Source organism: Pilosibacter rotomagensis, from assembly GCF_045062245.2.
In the GTDB taxonomy this organism is placed as follows: Bacteria; Bacillota; Clostridia; order Lachnospirales; family Lachnospiraceae; genus Pilosibacter.
On sequence record NZ_CM170323.1, the window covers coordinates 1383990 to 1400266 of the forward strand.

A 16277-nucleotide genomic window follows, 5' to 3' on the forward strand; every position below is an offset into this window, starting at 1 on the left:
CCTATCCGCATACAGTAACAGCCACATACTTTTCATATAATAAAGATTGCACGAACGAGTGTTCCTGTGGTAGAATGGTAGTATCTGTTGCCGGAATACCGGTGGTTTCAGTATGTGGGAGATACGAGCAGAACTGTCGGTATCCGGAAACGTGAAAGGGGAACAGAATGAACAATTACGATACATTAAATCCGATGCAGCGGGAAGCTGTCTTCACTACGGAAGGTCCGCTCTTAGTGCTGGCGGGTGCAGGATCCGGAAAGACACGAGCGCTGACACACCGGGTTGCTTATTTAATAGAGGAAAAGGGTGTGAAGCCCTGGAATATTCTGGCGATCACCTTTACAAACAAGGCGGCGGGAGAGATGCGGGATCGCGTCAACAGCCTTGTGGAATACGGCGCAGATAGTGTCTGGGTCAGCACCTTCCACTCCCTCTGTGTGCGGATCTTAAGGAGATTTATTGAGAATATCGGCTACACGACGGATTTTTCCATCTATGATTCCGATGATACAAAAACCCTGATGAAACAGATCTTCAAGGATCTTGAGGTGAATACGAAGCTATTAAAAGAACGGGGCGTCCTCGGCGTGATCTCCTCCGCAAAGAACGAGATGATCAGTCCGGAAGAATTTATGCTCAGCGCGAAGGCTGAGGGTGATTCGAGACTGAAACGGATCGCGGAGCTCTATATGGAGTACCAGAAACGTTTAAAAAAGAACAATGCCCTGGATTTCGATGACCTTCTTGTAAAGACCGTGGAGTTGTTCCAGTCAAAGCAGGAAGTTTTGGAGTATTATCAGGATCGTTTCCGCTATATTATGGTGGATGAGTATCAGGATACGAATACGGTGCAGTTTAAGCTTGTGAGTCTCTTGGCCGCGAAGTACCGGAATATCTGCGTGGTGGGCGATGATGACCAGTCGATCTACAGGTTCCGCGGTGCAAATATCAGAAATATTTTAAGCTTCGAGGAGACGTTCCCGGGGGCGAAGGTGATCAAACTGGAGCAGAACTACCGTTCTACGAAGATGATCCTGGATTCGGCGAATGAAGTGATCAGGAACAATACCGGAAGAAAAGATAAGACGCTCTGGACAGAGAACGAGGTCGGAGAGCGGCCGGTATTCCGGGAGTTTCCTTCCTCCTTTGAGGAAGCGGAATGGATCGTGCGGGATATCGTAAAAAAGGGCGGTCCATGGAAGGATTACGCGATCCTTTACCGGACGAATGCCCAGTCCCGTATATTCGAGGAAAAATGTGTTGCGTACAATCTCCCGTATCGTCTCGTGGGCGGCGTAAACTTCTACCAGAGAAAAGAGATCAAGGATGTTCTCTGTTATTTAAAGACGATCGCCAATGGGCGGGATGATCTGGCTGTGCAGAGGATCATCAATGTTCCGAAGCGTGGAATCGGAGCTATGAGTGTCGCCCGGGTGAACATGTTCGCGATGGAAAACGATATGAGTTTCTATGAGGCGCTGGAGAGGGTGCAGGCGGTTCCGGGAATCGGAAAAGCGGCGTTAAAGATCGGAGTATTTACAGACCAGATCAGCGAGTTCCGGAAGATGTTAAAGGAAGAGACTCCGATCAAGGATGTGATCGAGGCGATCCTTGATAAGACAGGATATCGTGACGAGCTGAAGGAAGAGGGCGAGGTGGAAGCCGAGTCCAGAATGGAAAATATTGAGGAATTGATCAACAAGGCAGTCACCTACTGGGAGAGCGCCGAAGAACCGAGTCTGTCTGCATTTTTAGAGGAGGTTGCTCTGGTTGCGGACATTGACAGTATGGACGAATCCGAGGACCGGATCATCCTCATGACGCTTCATTCCGCAAAGGGTCTGGAGTTCCCGTATGTGTATCTTGCAGGAATGGAAGATGGTCTTTTCCCGAGTATGATGTCTCTGATGGAAGGACCGGAGGCATTGGAGGAGGAGCGCCGTCTCTGCTATGTGGGGATCACGAGGGCGGAGAAGCGCCTGACTCTGACTGCGGCGAAGAGCCGTATGATAAAAGGGCAGGTACAGCCTGAAAGAACGAGCCGCTTTATTGATGAGATCCCGGATGTGTGTCTGGAACGTCCGGACCAGGATGACTCAAAGACCGGATGGAAGAAAATGGCAGACGCGTACAGGAACCTTCCGGAGGAAGCAGGACTTCCGTGGGCGAAGGCTTCCGGCGCGGATGGAAAAGCGGCAGACGGTCACACCGGAAGATTCCAGAACCGTCCGGCGGGTGTGAGTCTTTTTGGACAGAAATCCGATGCCTATAAGAATCCATATGCCTCCGGGACTTCTGCGGCGCCGAAGAACACGCCGACCTTCGGAAAGGCGTTCACCGTAGAAAAACCGAAGTCTTTGGATTACTCCGAAGGTGACCGCGTCCATCACATGCGTTTTGGTGACGGAACCGTGAAATCCATCGCGGACGGCGGAAAAGATTTTGAGGTCACAGTCGATTTTGATAATGCGGCGATCGGGACAAGGAAGATGTTTGCTTCCTTTGCAAAGTTGAAGAAGCTGTAAAGTAAAGAAAAGTCAAAACGTGATTGAAAAAGTTTGGTATTGATTTTTCCTAAATAATCGCATATAATTAAAAACAGCTAAGGAAAGTGCTTATATGTCTATGAGTACGCGAAAACCCCCGGAGTGGCACCTCCGGGGGTTTTCTTGCTCTTTGCGGTGAGCCGAACCGTTTAGGCTGTTACTGTCGGTTGTCCCTATCCAGCCATTTGCAAACATAGTAGCCAACTATGCTTGCCGCGACAGAGACAAGGAAAGTGTTTATGTAATCTATAAATACCGCCTCCTTTCTGCTGGAGGTGCGACAGCAGTTTTATTTTATCATGTTTATCTCAGTCGAGAAGCCTCCACCTCTTCAGGTGGTGAGTAATAACAAATTAGTCTCAGTGGGAGTTAGGTCTCCGACTGAGATAAACGCTCCGCGAGGATGCGCAGTGATTCTGTAAAGAATATGTCAGCTTACGCTGACCAGAATCACGCGCCAAGTCTCACAGACGTTCGACTTGAATTGTAGAGCTCCATATACTGCGGTATAAAAAAATGGTGTCTAAAACTATGAAAATTTAGGGATAGTAAAAACCATAAAATCATGATATACTATTACAAAGTATCTGTCCGTGCGGATCATTCTTGTCCGGGGCGGCTGTGAAACAGAAAGGATGTGTGAGGATGAACAAATTCGATACGATGAGTAAAGACGCACTCAGCAAAATGGAAGAACTTATAAACGCGTCCAAGCTGAATGAACTGCTTCATAAAAAAGAAGAAGAGGATAAGAAAAAGAATTGTATCCTCTGGGTGCTTGCTATCATCGGCGCTGTTGCTGCTGTAGCCGGAATCGCATACGCAGTATATCGCTTCTTTACACCGGATTATCTGGAAGATTTTGAAGACGATTTCGACGATGATTTCGACGATGACTTTTTCGAGGAAGAGGAAGAAGCTCCGAAAAAAACGGAAAAAGCTGTCGAGAAGGATGACGAGAAAGAAGCTTAAGCCGAAATGCTTACAAACACAATGAGAACGAGGCTGTGGCAGGGATCGCTTGCACAGCCTTTTTCTGTGCATAAAAACATATCAGGGAACGAGGCATCGTTTGTGCGCTGTGCGATCAGAAACGGAAAAATCCGATTCCCGGCAGAAAAAAGGAGTACAAAAATTATATGAAAAAAGGTGAGATCTACACCGGTACAGTGGAAAAGATGGATTTTCCAAATAAAGGAATCCTCCATATCGGAGAGGAAAAGGTAGTTGTAAAGAATGCGCTCCCGGGGCAGACCGTCGAGATCGCGATCTCCAAGCAGCGCAAAGGAAGATGCGAGGGAAGACTCCTTAAGGTCGTGACTCCTGCAGCATACGAAAACACAGAGGGCGCATGTCCTCATCGTGCGGACTGCGGCGGATGTACGTACCAGACGGTTCCTTATGAGGAACAGTTAAAGATCAAGGAGCAGCAGGTCCGGGCTCTTTTAGATCCGGTTCTGCCGGTCGGCTACAATTTTGAGGGGATCAAAGGTAGTCCGTTGACAAAGGCATACCGGAACAAAATGGAATTTTCCTTCGGAGATGAGTTTAAGGACGGTCCCATGACTCTGGGAATGCATAAACGCGGCAGCTTTTATGATATCGTGACCGTGGACCAGTGTGTGCTGGTGCATCCGGACTGCTGTAAGATCTTAAGAGCGACGTTGGATTATTTTACGGAGCACGGAGCAGTCTTCTATAAAAAAATGGCGCATGTCGGTTATCTGAGACATCTTCTTGTCCGCCGCGGTGTGAAGACCGGGGAGATCCTTGTGGATCTTGTGACCTCCACCCAGACGGAGGGAACATGGAAGAGTGAGCAGAATGAGGAAGCGCTGCTTGAGGGCTGGAAAGAAAAACTTCTGGGACTGGATCTGGAAGGCTCTTTTGCCGGAATCCTCCACACAGAAAACGACAGCCTTGCGGATGTGGTACAGAATGACCGCACGGTGATCCTTTATGGACAGGACTTCTTTATGGAAGAGCTTCTCGGATTAAAATTTAAGATCACTCCATTCTCCTTTTTCCAGACCAACTCTCTCGGTGCGGAGGTGCTCTATGAGACGGCCCGCGAATACATCGGTGAGACAGACGGAAGAAAGGTATTCGATCTCTACAGCGGAACCGGTACCATTGCCCAGATCCTGGCTCCGGCAGCAGAACATGTGACCGGCGTGGAGATCATTGAGGAGGCTGTTGAGGCGGCGAAGGTGAACGCGGCGCAGAATGGACTGACAAACTGCGACTTCATCGCGGGGGATGTTTTAAAAGTATTAGATACCTTAGAGGAACGCCCGGATCTCATCGTTTTAGACCCGCCGAGAGACGGAATCCATCCGAAGGCGCTTCCAAAGATCATCGACCATTATGGATGCGAAAAAATGATCTATATTTCCTGCAAACCAACGAGCCTTGCGAGAGATCTCGTCGTGCTGCAGGCGAAAGGTTATGAGGTCACAAGAGTATGCTGCGTCGACATGTTCCCGGGGACGACGCAGGTGGAGACGGTAGTATTATTGTCCAAACTCAAAGTCGACCATCATATCGAAATAGAACTTAAGATGGATGAGTTGGATTTAACGGCGGCGGAAAGTAAAGCAACCTACGATGAAATCAAAGCCTATGTTTTGAACAAGTACGGACTAAAAGTAAGCCAGCTTTATATCGCTCAGATAAAAAGAAAGTGTGGAATCATCGAAAGAAAAAATTATAACGTATCCAAAAAGGAAGATGCGAAAGTACCGCAGTGCCCGCCAGAGAAAGAGGCGGCAATTATGGACGCATTAAAGCATTTTCAAATGATTTGACAATCCTATAAAAAGCTGTTTTCGGACGGCGACCATTTCAAAAGGTGTTGCTTTCGGGCAGCGCCTTTTGTTTTGCCGGTCTGAAAGAAAAGGGGGTGAAAACATGGCCGAGCCGGGTGCATTGGATTACTTTTACGGAACCGAGGCAGAGCAATATACCTTTTACCGGATTCCGAAGGTGCTGTTTACCGACCCCGGCTTCCGGCGGATAACAGCAGACGCGAAAATCCTGTATGGCCTGATGTTGGATCGCATGGGGCTGTCCATACGCAATGGCTGGCTGGACGAACAGGAGCGCGTGTTTATCTACTTCACGTTGGAAGAAGCAATGGACGCGATGTGCTGCGGCCATAACAAGGCGGTGTCCCTGTTCACCGAGTTGGACAAAGTGGGCCTGATCGAGCGTAAGAAGCAGGGCCAGGGACGCCCCACAAAAATCTACGTTAAGAACTTCATCCGGAAAGAGGAAGTCAAGACTTCCGAAAATCGGAAGTCTGCACTTCCCGAAAGCGGAACTCTTGACTTCCGAAAATCGGACACAATCAATACTAATAAGAATAAGACTGATCTGAGTGATACTGATCCATCTATCTATCCGGCGGTACGACCTCCGGAAGATAGACCGCCTACGGCGGCTGATACGATGGATACGATACGAGCCTATCGGGAGATTTTGAAGGAGAATATTGAGTATGACATTCTCCGGAAAAACCTGGGCTATGACTGCGATCTGCTGGATGAAATTCTGGACATTCTGGTAGACACGGTATGCAGCAACCGAAAAATGATCCGCATTGGAGGCGAGGACTACCCAAAGGAGGTTGTGAAAAGCAGGCTGCTGAAGCTGGACTCCGGCCACATCGAGTATGTGATCAGCAGCCTGCATGAGAATACGACGAAGGTGCGGAACATCCGTGCCTACCTTCTGACCTCCCTCTACAATGCGCCTACCACCATCAACAGTTACTACACCGCACTTGTCAATCACGATATGTACGGCAGCGGGTAACTGTTTTTTCATACTCAAATAAGGGCGGCGAGCCGGTCTTATCCGGTCCGCCCTTGGTTACCAATCTGCAAATGAACGGCACTGTGTCAAGAACGCGCACGGTGCGCGTTCATTTCATTCTTGACGCGGGGCCGTTTGTTTGCCACCCGGCACGAAGCCGGAGAAAGGAGCGACCCCATGAAGAAACCATTTGCTTACATTTCTGCCGCCTGGAGCGGCCAGGAATTTACCGACACCGACCAGGCGGTGGTCTACTGCCGCAAGGTCTATCAGGCCGGTTTTACCCCGATCTGCCCTATCCTCTATCTGCCGCACTTCCTCAATGACTCCATCCCCGCCGAACACAAGGACGGGATTGACATGGCGCGGGAGCTGCTGCGGCGCAGCCATGTGTTGATTGTCTGCGGCGACGAGGTGGACGAAGCCGTAAAGAACGATATTGCTGTGGCGCAGCGGCTTGGTATTACGGCCACCACGCTGGACGGCATTTTGAAAATCCGGAGCCAGGGCCATGAAGAAGCCCGTTGATTTCTTTCACCGGCGGCTGCGTTTCCTGCTGCACCGGCTGGTGGTGCCGCCTTAGTATCCTGCTTTCCATTTCCACCCTGCCGGAAAGGAGGATAGCCCATGCAGGAAGAATTGGAACAAAAATCTGTGGCGATCAGCATTAAAGCGGGAAAGCTGACCGCAAATCTCTTGAAGAAGGCCCTGGAAAAAGCCCTGGCAGAAATGACAAAAAGCCAGAAGAACCCGAAAATTTATAAGGGCAAGCAGAGTGTGAAGCACCTTGTCCGGCAGGGCGCAGGCGTTTCCAATATCGAGATCACAGATGGCAACATCAAGTCCTTTGAGCGTGTTGCCCGTAAATACGGCGTTGATTTCGCACTGAAAAAGGACACCACAAGCCAGCCTCCCCGCTATCTGGTCTTTTTCAAGTCACGGGACGCGGATGCGTTGACCGCTGCCTTTGCGGAATATTCCGGCAAGGTAGTAAAGCGCCAATCCCAGGAAAAGCCGTCGGTTCGCCGCCAGCTTACACAGCTTCAGGAGGTTGTCCGGAAAATGGCGCAGTCTCTCTCCCGCAACAAACAGCAGGAGGTGACGCGATGAAGAACCTGCCAAAAATCAATCCGGCAAAGGCAGTCAAAGCCAGCCTTCCCTACCTGATTGCCGGTCTGCTCTGCACGAAGCTGGGGGAAGCCTACCGGCTTACTACCGGCGGCGATGTGATTGACCGGCTGCTGGCAGCCTTTATAAAGCTGGGGCTGGTATTTCAAAACCCGTTTCCCAGCCTTCATCCCTTTGACCTGCTGGTGGGCGCAGCGGCGGCTGTGCTGCTGCGTCTGGTGGTCTGGTCGAAGATCAAGAATGCGAAAAAGTATCGGCACGGAGAAGAATACGGCACGGCCCGATGGGGCAACGAAAAAGATATAGCGCCGTTCATCAACTCCGATTTCTCCCAAAATATCCTGTTGACCGATACGGAGCGGTTGACCCTTGGAAAGATTGCCGACCCGGAAAAGCGGAATGTCAATCTCAACGTCCTGGTGATCGGAGGCAGCGGCAGCGGAAAAACCCGCTACCACATCAAGCCCAACCTGCTTCAGATGAATGCCTCCTATGTCTGCTCCGATCCGAAAGGGACTGTCGTGGAGGAGGTAGGCCGTGCGCTGGTGCAGCAAGGTCACTATAAGCTAAAAATCCTGAACACCATCGACTTTGGCTGCTCGATGCACTATAACCCCTTCCACTATCTCCACAGTGAAACCGACATTCTCTCTTTGGTGACGGTCATCATGGAGAACACACAGAGCAAGGAAGGCAAAGGCGGGGACGATTTCTGGAGCAAGGCCGAGGCCCTGTTGTATCAGGCGCTGATCGCCTACATCTACTATGAAGCCCCGGAAGAAGAAAAGAATATGACCACTCTGCTGGATATGCTCAATGCCTGCGAATGCCGGGAGGACGATGAAAACTTTAAGTCGGCGGTGGATCTGCTGTTTGAACAGTTGGAACAGCGCGACGCAAACCACTTTGCAGTCCGTCAATATAAGAAATTTAAGATGGCGGCCGGCAAAACTCTAAAGTCGATCCTGATTTCCTGCGGCGCAAGGCTGGCTCCCTTCGATATTCAGGCAGTACGGGAAATGATGGAGTACGATGAATTGGAACTGGAAAAGCTGGGTGAGGAAAAAATCGCCCTGTTTGCGGTGGTGTCCGACAGCGATCCCACGTTCAATTTTATCTCAGCGATGATGTACTCTCAGATGTTCAATGTCCTGTGCAACCGTGCCCTGACCGTCTATCATGGGCGGCTGCCGGTTCATGTGACCTGCCTGTTTGACGAGTTTGCCAATCAGAAAATTCCCAACTGGGAGCATTTGGTCAGTGTGATCCGCTCCCGGAACATCTCGGCACATATCGTCCTCCAGACGTACAGCCAGCTTAAAGGAATGTACCGGGACAATGCGGAAACCATTGCGGGCTGCTGCTCGTCGCTTTTGTTTCTTGGCGGCAAGGAGGAAAGCAGCCTAAAGATGGTGGCTACTATGCTTGGCAAGGAAACCATTGACACCTATAACACCAGCGACACGCGGGGCACTTCCCGCAGCTATGGCCTAAATTATCAAAAATTGGGAAAGGAATTAAAAAGCGTGGATGAACTGGCGGTTATGCCCTCCAGCCGCTGCATTTTGCAGGTGCAGGGCGTCCGGCCGTTCTATTCGCGCAAGTATGACCTGACCCGCCACCCGATGTATCGGTACACCGCCGATGCCAACCCGAAGTACACCCTGGATGTGAAGGGGTACTTAGCTCACCGGCTGAAAGTAAAGCCGGAGGATGAATTTGAGGTCTATGACCTGGGAGAAGCCGACTCTATTTCTGCGGCTTAACCGCCCACACCGTTTGCAGCGTATTTTTTCAAACGGTGTGGGCCTTTTTTGTTTCTATCAATCTATTTTCACACTACAAGGAGGTTCCTATGGAATTCTTTACTACTGCTGTTTCTTCTCTGTCTACCGTCGTGACTGCCATTGGTGCCGGTGTCGGCGTGTGGGGCGTTATCAACCTTATGGAAGGTTACGGAGGGGATAATCCTGCCTCCAAAAGCCAGGGGGTCAAGCAACTGATGGCCGGAGGAGGGGTCATTCTCCTGGGCCTGAAGGTGGTTCCCCTTCTGTCTGGCCTGCTCGGTTAATGTATGGGTAACGGCCTATGGATTTTATCATCGACGCTATAACAGAATGGATTAAGGAGTTCCTGATCGAAGCCATCACGGGAAACCTGTCGAATATGTTTGGTGATGTAAATACAAAGGTCGCTACTATCGCAGGGGAAGTTGGAAAGACGCCGGAGCAATGGAACTCCGGCGTCTTCTCTATGATTCACAGCCTGTCCGAGTCTGTAATCGTCCCCATCGCGGGCCTTGTAATTGCCGCAGTCCTGTCCTATGAACTGATCCGCATGGTCATAGACCGGAACAATATGCACGACTTTGATACGTTCATCTTTTTCAAATGGATCATCAAGGCCGGGATTGCGGCCTACGTCGTCAGCCATACATTCGACTTTATCATCGCCATCTTTGAGGTGGCACAGACAATGGTGCAGCAAAGCGCCGGGGTCATTGACGCAAACGCCAGCATTGATATTTCGTCGGCCCTGGCTTCTATCACTACTGAACTGGAAACAAAGGGTCTGGGCGAACTCTTTGCCCTGATGCTGGAAACCTGGGTGGTTAGCTTCGCCATGACGGTGATGGGCGCGCTCATTACCATCATTCTCTACGGCAGAATGATTGAAATATATATCTATGCCAGCGTAGGGCCGCTGCCTTTTGCAACCTTTGCCAACCATGAGTGGGGAAATATCGGCACCAACTACGTCCGGGGCCTGGTTGCCCTGGGACTGCAAGGCTTCTTAATCATGGTCATCACCGGGATTTATGCGATTTTGGTCAAAAGCCTGTCCCTGTCCGGCGGCGACCTGCACGGAGCTATCTGGACTTGCGTTGCCTATACCGTCCTGCTCTGTTTCAGCCTGTTCAAATCAGGCAGCGTAGCAAAAAGTATTCTGAACGCCCATTAAAGGAGGTGGACGAGTGAATGAACCTGGAAAATATTCTGTAATCTACGCCGATCCACCCTGGCATTACCGAGTGTGGAGCAAAAAGGGCGCGGGCCGGTCTGCGGAAAGCCATTATTCCACCATGTCCCTGGAAGATATAAAGGCGCTGCCGGTTCATCGACTGGCAGCAAAGGACTGTGCCCTGTTTCTTTGGGTGACGTTTCCTCTGCTGAAAGAGGCGTGGCCGGTGATGGATGCCTGGGGATTTTCCTATAAATCCGTCGCTTTCGTTTGGGTGAAGCAAAACCGGAAAGCGCCCACCCTGTTCACCGGCATGGGTTACTGGACGCGGGCAAACGCCGAGATCTGTTTGCTTGCCACCAGAGGGCATCCGAAACGTGCCAATGCCGGGGTACATCAGGTGATTTTGTCCCACATCGAGGAACACAGCAAGAAACCGGAGGAAGCCCGCAGCCGCATCGTCCGGCTGATGGGCGACGTTCCCAGGATTGAGCTTTTCGCCCGCAGCCGTGCGCCGGGATGGGATGTATGGGGAAATGAGGCCGCAGGCTCCATTCAGGGGTGGCCGCCATGCTGACATTGATCCCCCTGACACTGGCGCAGGCAAATGAATTTGTGGAAAAGCACCACCGGCACCATCAGCGTGTCCAGGGATATAAGTTCTCTATCGGCTGTGAAAGCTGCGGGGAATTGGTAGGTGTGGTGATTGCCGGAAGGCCCGTCAGCCGGTATTTGGATGACGGTTTTACATTGGAAGTGACACGCCTTTGTACGCTCGGAGGCCGGAACGTGTGCAGCTTTCTTTATGCTGCCGCCGCCCGCGCTGCAAAGGCGATGGGCTACCGGAAAATCATTACCTACACATTGGATACGGAAAACGGTGCCAGTATCCGCGCTGCGGGCTGGACTTGTGCCGGTCTTGCCGGTGGAAAACACTGGACAGGGACGCGCAGGCCCAAAGTCCCCCAGGCTCCGGAACAGATGAAATATCGCTATGAAAAAATCTTACGGGAGGTGAGTTGATTGGCCCATGTGAACATCACAAAGGACTTGACTGAGGTAAAAAGCAAGGTTGTGTTCGGCCTGACGAAGCGGCAGCTCATCTTTTTTGTGCTGGCCGCGCTAGTAGCCGTGCCAATCTACTTTTTGACCCGGAAAAGTCTGGGCAACGATATTGCTCTGGTTCTTCTGATTGCCACGGCCCTGCCATTCTTCTTTTTCGCACTCTACGAAAAGAACGGGCAGCCGCCGGAAAAGATACTGAAAAACTATATCCGCGTCCGGTTCCTGACGCAACAGGCGCGTCCCTACCGGACAGACAACCGATTTGCCGCCCTGGAGCGGCAAGCCTATTTTGACGAGGAGGTGAAACAGCTTGTTTCCACTACTGAAAAGACGGGAAATAAAACGGGCCGTGGGCTGGGGCGACGAGTTGATCATCCGTCCGGACACGCCGTTAAGTGCCGCACAGAAAAAGCAGCTCGCAAAGGCAATCCGACGGGCAAAGCGCGACGGTAAGATTGCCGCCACTGCCCAGCAGACCATTCCCTATGAGGAAATGTATGAGAATGGGGTGTGCAGCCTGGGGAACCGCCTTTACAGCAAAAGCATTGCGTTTGAGGATCGCAGCTATGCCGAAGCGTCCGACGATGATAAGGCGGTCATCTTTGAACTGTACTGCCGACTGGTCAATTATTTCGGCCCCACGGTGGCCTTTCAGCTTTCCGTGGTCTGCTATTATCCGGATATGGCGGAGTATCGGAAAATCCTGCGTATCCCGCCCACCGGCGACAGCTTTGACCCTATCCGTAAGGAATTTTCCGATATGCTGCTCACAAAAGCCAGCCTGTGCAAGACGGAACGCAGCCTGTGCCTGACCTTCACAGTGGAGGCCGAGGACGTAAAGCAGGCCGCGTCCCGCCTGGAACAGATTCAGGCCGATGTGCTGGAACGGTTCAAAGGCATTGGAACCCAGGCCCACGGGATGGACGGCTATGAACGGCTTTTGCTGCTGCATCACTGTCTGCACCTGGATGAGCCGCAGCGGTTCAAATTCAACTGGGATTCGCTGGTGGGAACCGGCCTTTCCAGCAAAGACTATATTGCGCCCAGCTCCTTCTTGTTTAAGGAGGGCCGGTATTTCCGCGTTGGCCCGTCGGTCGGCGCGGTTTCCTTTTTGCAGATCCAGGCCACGAAGCTGTATGACACGCTGCTGAACGCGCTTCTGAATATCGAAAGCAGCCAGATCGTCAGCATCCACGCAAAGGCGCTTGACCAGGGCGCTGCGCTGAAAACCGTGAAACGGAAACTGAGCGATTTGGACAAGGCAAAAATCGACGAACAGAAACGGGCGGTGCGCTCCGGCTTCGACATGGACATTCTCCCCCCTGACCTTGTGACCTTCGGGAAGGAGGCGGAAAAGCTGCTGGAGGATTTGCAGAACCACGATGAAAAGATGTTTATGGTCACAATCCTTCTGGTGCATACCGCGCCAACCAAACAGAAGCTGGAAAACATCATCTATTCGGTGAACGGCATCGCCAACGCCAACAACTGCAACCTGATCCGGCTGGACTATCAGCAGGAACAGGGTTTTGTATCGGCCCTGCCCCTGGGTGTGAACCAGGTGGAGATCCTGCGTGGCCTTACCACCAGCGGGACGGCAATCTTTTTGCCGTTCCGCTCCTGTGAGGTGTTCCAGCCGGGCGGCCTTTACTACGGTGTCAATACGCAGACGAAGCACATCATCCTGGCAGACCGGAAAACTCTCAAATGCCCCAACGGGATCGTGCTGGGCACACCGGGCAGCGGAAAATCCTTCTTTGCAAAGCGCGAGATGGCCAATGCCTTTTTTGCCACCAATGACCACATCCTGATTTTAGACCCGGAAAATGAATATACCGCCCTGACGGAGCAGCTTCACGGCCAAACAATCTACTTGGCCCCGGACAGCCACAGCTATTTGAACCCGATGGATCTGGACTTGTCCACCGATGTGGGCGAGTCGCCCATGCTCATGCAGGCGGATTTCCTGCTTTCACAGTGCGAGCTGATGATGGCTTCCTATGGCAATCCGCTTATGCCCATTGAAAAATCCCTGATTGACCGCTGCATCAGTCTGGTCTACCGGGATTACCTAAAGAACCCCAGGCCGGAGAATATGCCCGTCCTGGGCGACCTGTACCAATGCCTGCGGGAGCAACACAATTCGCGGGCGGATGATCTGGCTACGGCGATGGAGATTTACGTCACCGGCAGCCTATCTTATCTGAATCACCGAACGAATGTGGATTTGAATAACCGTATGGTCTGCTACAACACCAGCAAGCTGGGACAGGGCTTAAAAAAGCTGGTCATGTCCAATGTGCAGAAGCATATCTGGCAGCGTACTGCGGTCAACCGCTATGCCGGTATCACCACCCGGATATTCTTAGATGAGTTCCACCTGCTCTTAAAGGAGCCGCAGACAGCGGCCTACACCGCTGAGATTTACAAGCGGTTCCGTAAGTGGAACGGGATTCCCACATCGCTGACGCAGAACGTCAAAGACCTTTTGGACAGCTCCGAGATTGAGAACATCCTGGAAAACAGCGATTTCGTGCTGATGTTAAATCAGGGTGCCAGCGACCGGAATATCCTGGCCCAGCGACTTGGCATTTCGCCACAGGAACTTTCCCATGTGACCAACAGCAGCGAGGGCGAGGGCCTTCTGTTCTTCGGGGATAAGATCATTCCCTTTGAGGACAAATTCCCGCGTGATACGCAGCTCTACCGGGTAATGACCACGAAGCCTTCCGACCTGGCGGCATAAGGGGGTGGCCCATGAAGCGAAAACGCAATATCTACGATGCGGATGATGCAGCCAAAAGCAAACGGCTGCATTTTTCAGCGGAGGAACGGGCTGCCCATGCAGAGAAAAAGGCGGAGATCCTGGGAGAAAAGCTGGAAAAAGCCAAAGCTGACCTTCCAAAGAAGCGCCGTGCCCGGATCAACCGGGAATTTGACGCTATGACCGGCAAGGTTCGGCACTCGCTGAGTTTTGAGGACGAGGTAAAACCGCGCAGCCGGAAAAACCCGGTGGCGCGGGCTGGCCTGAAAGCTGGCCGGACGGTGGATTTGGCGGCTCACAGTAAAATCCGGCAGGTGGAAAAGGAAAATGTAGGCACCGAAGCGGCCCACAAGACCGAGTTTGCAGCGGAAAATCTGGCGGCAGGCGCGATCCGGAAAGGCTACCGCTCTGTAAAGGATGCGCCCTACCGCAAGGTGGAACGGCTGGAGGTCAAAAGTGCAAAGGCAACAGTCAATGCCAATTACCACGCCGCCGTCCGGGACAATCCAGAGCTGCAAAAGCATTCCCTGTCGGCCCTTTTTCAGAAGCGGAAACTAAAGCGTGAGTATGCCAAAGCCTACCGGGAGGCAAGAAAAACCGGGAGCCGCGGGGCTGCGGTGGCGAAAAAAGCGAAGGAGGCAGTCAGCAACGCAGGACAGGCTGCCGTTGCCCTGGTCAAGAACAATAAGGGCGTTTTGGTGATTGTCGGCGGGGTGGCCTTGCTGTTTATCCTGCTCTTTTCCTCCCTGTCCTCCTGCTCTGTGTCAATGGAAGGGGCGATGGGGGCCGTACTTGGAACCTCCTATACCTCCGAAGATCCCGACATTTTGCAGGTGGAGGACAACTATATCGCGCTGGAACAGGAGCTGGAACGCCGGATGGCCAACATCGAAAGTGAATTTCCCGGCTATGACGAGTACCAGTACGATGTGGACACCATTGGCCACGATCCCAATGAGCTGATTTCCTACCTGACTACAAAATTCAATGCCTTCACCCCGGCCCAGGTACAGGCAGAATTAGAAGCCCTGTTCAACCAGCAATATACCCTTACCACCCGTGAGGAGGTGCAGATCCGTTACCGGACTGTGACCTGGACGGATGAGGAAGGCAACGAACATGAAAGCGAGGAGGCGTATGAGTATTACATTCTCCATGTGACCCTGCGGAACCATTCCCTGGGGACGGTGGCGGTGGAAAACCTGACCGAAGATGAAAAGGGCCGGTATGCCGCCATCCTGGAGTTAAAAGGCAACAAGCCCTATCTGTTCGGAGACAACATCTACGCGAACCCCTCTGAAGGGGAGCATTATGAGATCCCCGGTGAGGCCCTGTCCGACCCGTCCTTTGCCGCGCTGATTACCGAAGCGGAAAAGTACCTGGGCTACCCCTACGTCTGGGGCGGCTCAAATCCGTCTACCAGCTTTGATTGCAGCGGCTTTGTCTGCTGGGTCTTTACCAACAGCGGCGTTCATAACCTGCCCCGTACCACAGCGCAAGGCATTTACAATCAGTGCGCGATTATTTCGTCCTCCGAAGCCAAACCAGGGGACATTATCTTTTTCACGGGAACTTATGACAGCGCGGGGCCGGTGTCCCATGTAGGGATTTATGTGGGCGACGGGATGATGATCCACTGTGGCTCAGTGCGTCCAGATAGGACGGAAGTAGAAGTAGACGAAAGGGGGATAGATTGAAGGTACTACCCCGTAAGATAACGCGGGAATCCACCTGACTAACCGAAAGGCGAAAGCTGACACGGGAACATAGCACGTCAGGAAAGCGGTAAGTCACCTAAAGGCAATCGGGTGCGACTGAACCGCCAGGATAAGTGAATATGAGGATAAATCTGGGTTTGAATCTTGTGAGTTCCCAGCCCCTGTTCAGTGTGGGCATAGGAAATTTGCCTGAAACCTATGGTGCAAACAGTGTCAGGAAGGTGAGCCTTCTGACACGTTATCAGCAATATCGGAAAGGGTTGCCTTCCGGTAGGT

Annotated in this window: 14 protein-coding genes; all 14 read left to right on the plus strand. The window is 52.0% G+C overall.

Features of this window, described 5'->3' with window-relative positions; genetic code table 11:
* Positions 1-167: 167 nt before the first annotated feature.
* Positions 168-2528, plus strand: a complete 2361-nt coding sequence (locus ACI3EW_RS06175) for an ATP-dependent helicase (protein ID WP_485663325.1) — start codon at positions 168-170, stop codon at positions 2526-2528.
* 666 nt (positions 2529-3194) lie between these two features.
* Positions 3195-3521: a hypothetical protein gene (locus ACI3EW_RS06180; RefSeq protein ID WP_021905760.1), complete on the plus strand. Its 327-nt coding sequence runs from the start codon at positions 3195-3197 to the stop codon at positions 3519-3521.
* Between the two features lie 167 nt (positions 3522-3688).
* Positions 3689-5356, plus strand: coding sequence for a 23S rRNA (uracil(1939)-C(5))-methyltransferase RlmD (rlmD, locus tag ACI3EW_RS06185; RefSeq protein WP_485663326.1), 1668 nt, complete (start codon positions 3689-3691; stop codon positions 5354-5356).
* A 103-nt stretch (positions 5357-5459) separates the two neighbouring features.
* Positions 5460-6365: a DUF6017 domain-containing protein gene (locus ACI3EW_RS06190; RefSeq protein ID WP_405582497.1), complete on the plus strand. Its 906-nt coding sequence runs from the start codon at positions 5460-5462 to the stop codon at positions 6363-6365.
* A gap of 177 nt (positions 6366-6542) precedes the next feature.
* Positions 6543-6893, plus strand: a complete 351-nt coding sequence (locus ACI3EW_RS06195; protein ID WP_205150721.1) for a DUF7768 domain-containing protein — start codon at positions 6543-6545, stop codon at positions 6891-6893.
* Between the two features lie 99 nt (positions 6894-6992).
* A complete protein-coding gene (locus tag ACI3EW_RS06200; protein ID WP_178043359.1) occupies positions 6993-7475 on the plus strand; it encodes a PcfB family protein in 483 nt (160 codons plus the stop codon).
* On the plus strand, positions 7472-9259 hold the full coding sequence (locus tag ACI3EW_RS06205) for a VirD4-like conjugal transfer protein, CD1115 family (protein ID WP_405582492.1): 1788 nt from the start codon (positions 7472-7474) through the stop codon (positions 9257-9259). Before ACI3EW_RS06200 ends, ACI3EW_RS06205 begins: the two co-directional genes overlap by 4 nt.
* Positions 9260-9348: 89 nt before the next feature.
* A complete protein-coding gene (locus tag ACI3EW_RS06210; protein ID WP_002592981.1) occupies positions 9349-9564 on the plus strand; it encodes a Maff2 family mobile element protein in 216 nt (71 codons plus the stop codon).
* A 17-nt stretch (positions 9565-9581) separates the two neighbouring features.
* Positions 9582-10454, plus strand: coding sequence for a VirB6/TrbL-like conjugal transfer protein, CD1112 family (locus tag ACI3EW_RS06215; RefSeq protein ID WP_485663327.1), 873 nt, complete (start codon positions 9582-9584; stop codon positions 10452-10454).
* A gap of 13 nt (positions 10455-10467) precedes the next feature.
* Entirely contained in the window at positions 10468-11031 is a 564-nt protein-coding gene (locus ACI3EW_RS06220; RefSeq protein WP_330033003.1) for an MT-A70 family methyltransferase, read from the plus strand.
* The gene (locus ACI3EW_RS06225; protein ID WP_405582635.1) at positions 11025-11477 is read left to right on the plus strand and encodes an XF1762 family protein; all 453 of its coding nucleotides are present in this window, start codon (positions 11025-11027) and stop codon (positions 11475-11477) included. The genes ACI3EW_RS06220 and ACI3EW_RS06225 overlap by 7 nt, the downstream gene beginning before the upstream one ends.
* A gap of 9 nt (positions 11478-11486) precedes the next feature.
* Positions 11487-11972, plus strand: coding sequence for a PrgI family protein (locus ACI3EW_RS06230; RefSeq protein ID WP_405582641.1), 486 nt, complete (start codon positions 11487-11489; stop codon positions 11970-11972).
* Positions 11869-14265 (plus strand): VirB4-like conjugal transfer ATPase, CD1110 family, encoded by a 2397-nt coding sequence (locus ACI3EW_RS06235; RefSeq protein ID WP_483880015.1) that lies wholly within the window; start codon positions 11869-11871, stop codon positions 14263-14265. The genes ACI3EW_RS06230 and ACI3EW_RS06235 overlap by 104 nt, the downstream gene beginning before the upstream one ends.
* 11 nt (positions 14266-14276) lie before the next feature.
* On the plus strand, positions 14277-15980 hold the full coding sequence (locus ACI3EW_RS06240) for a C40 family peptidase (RefSeq protein WP_485663328.1): 1704 nt from the start codon (positions 14277-14279) through the stop codon (positions 15978-15980).
* Positions 15981-16277: the final 297 nt, after the last annotated feature.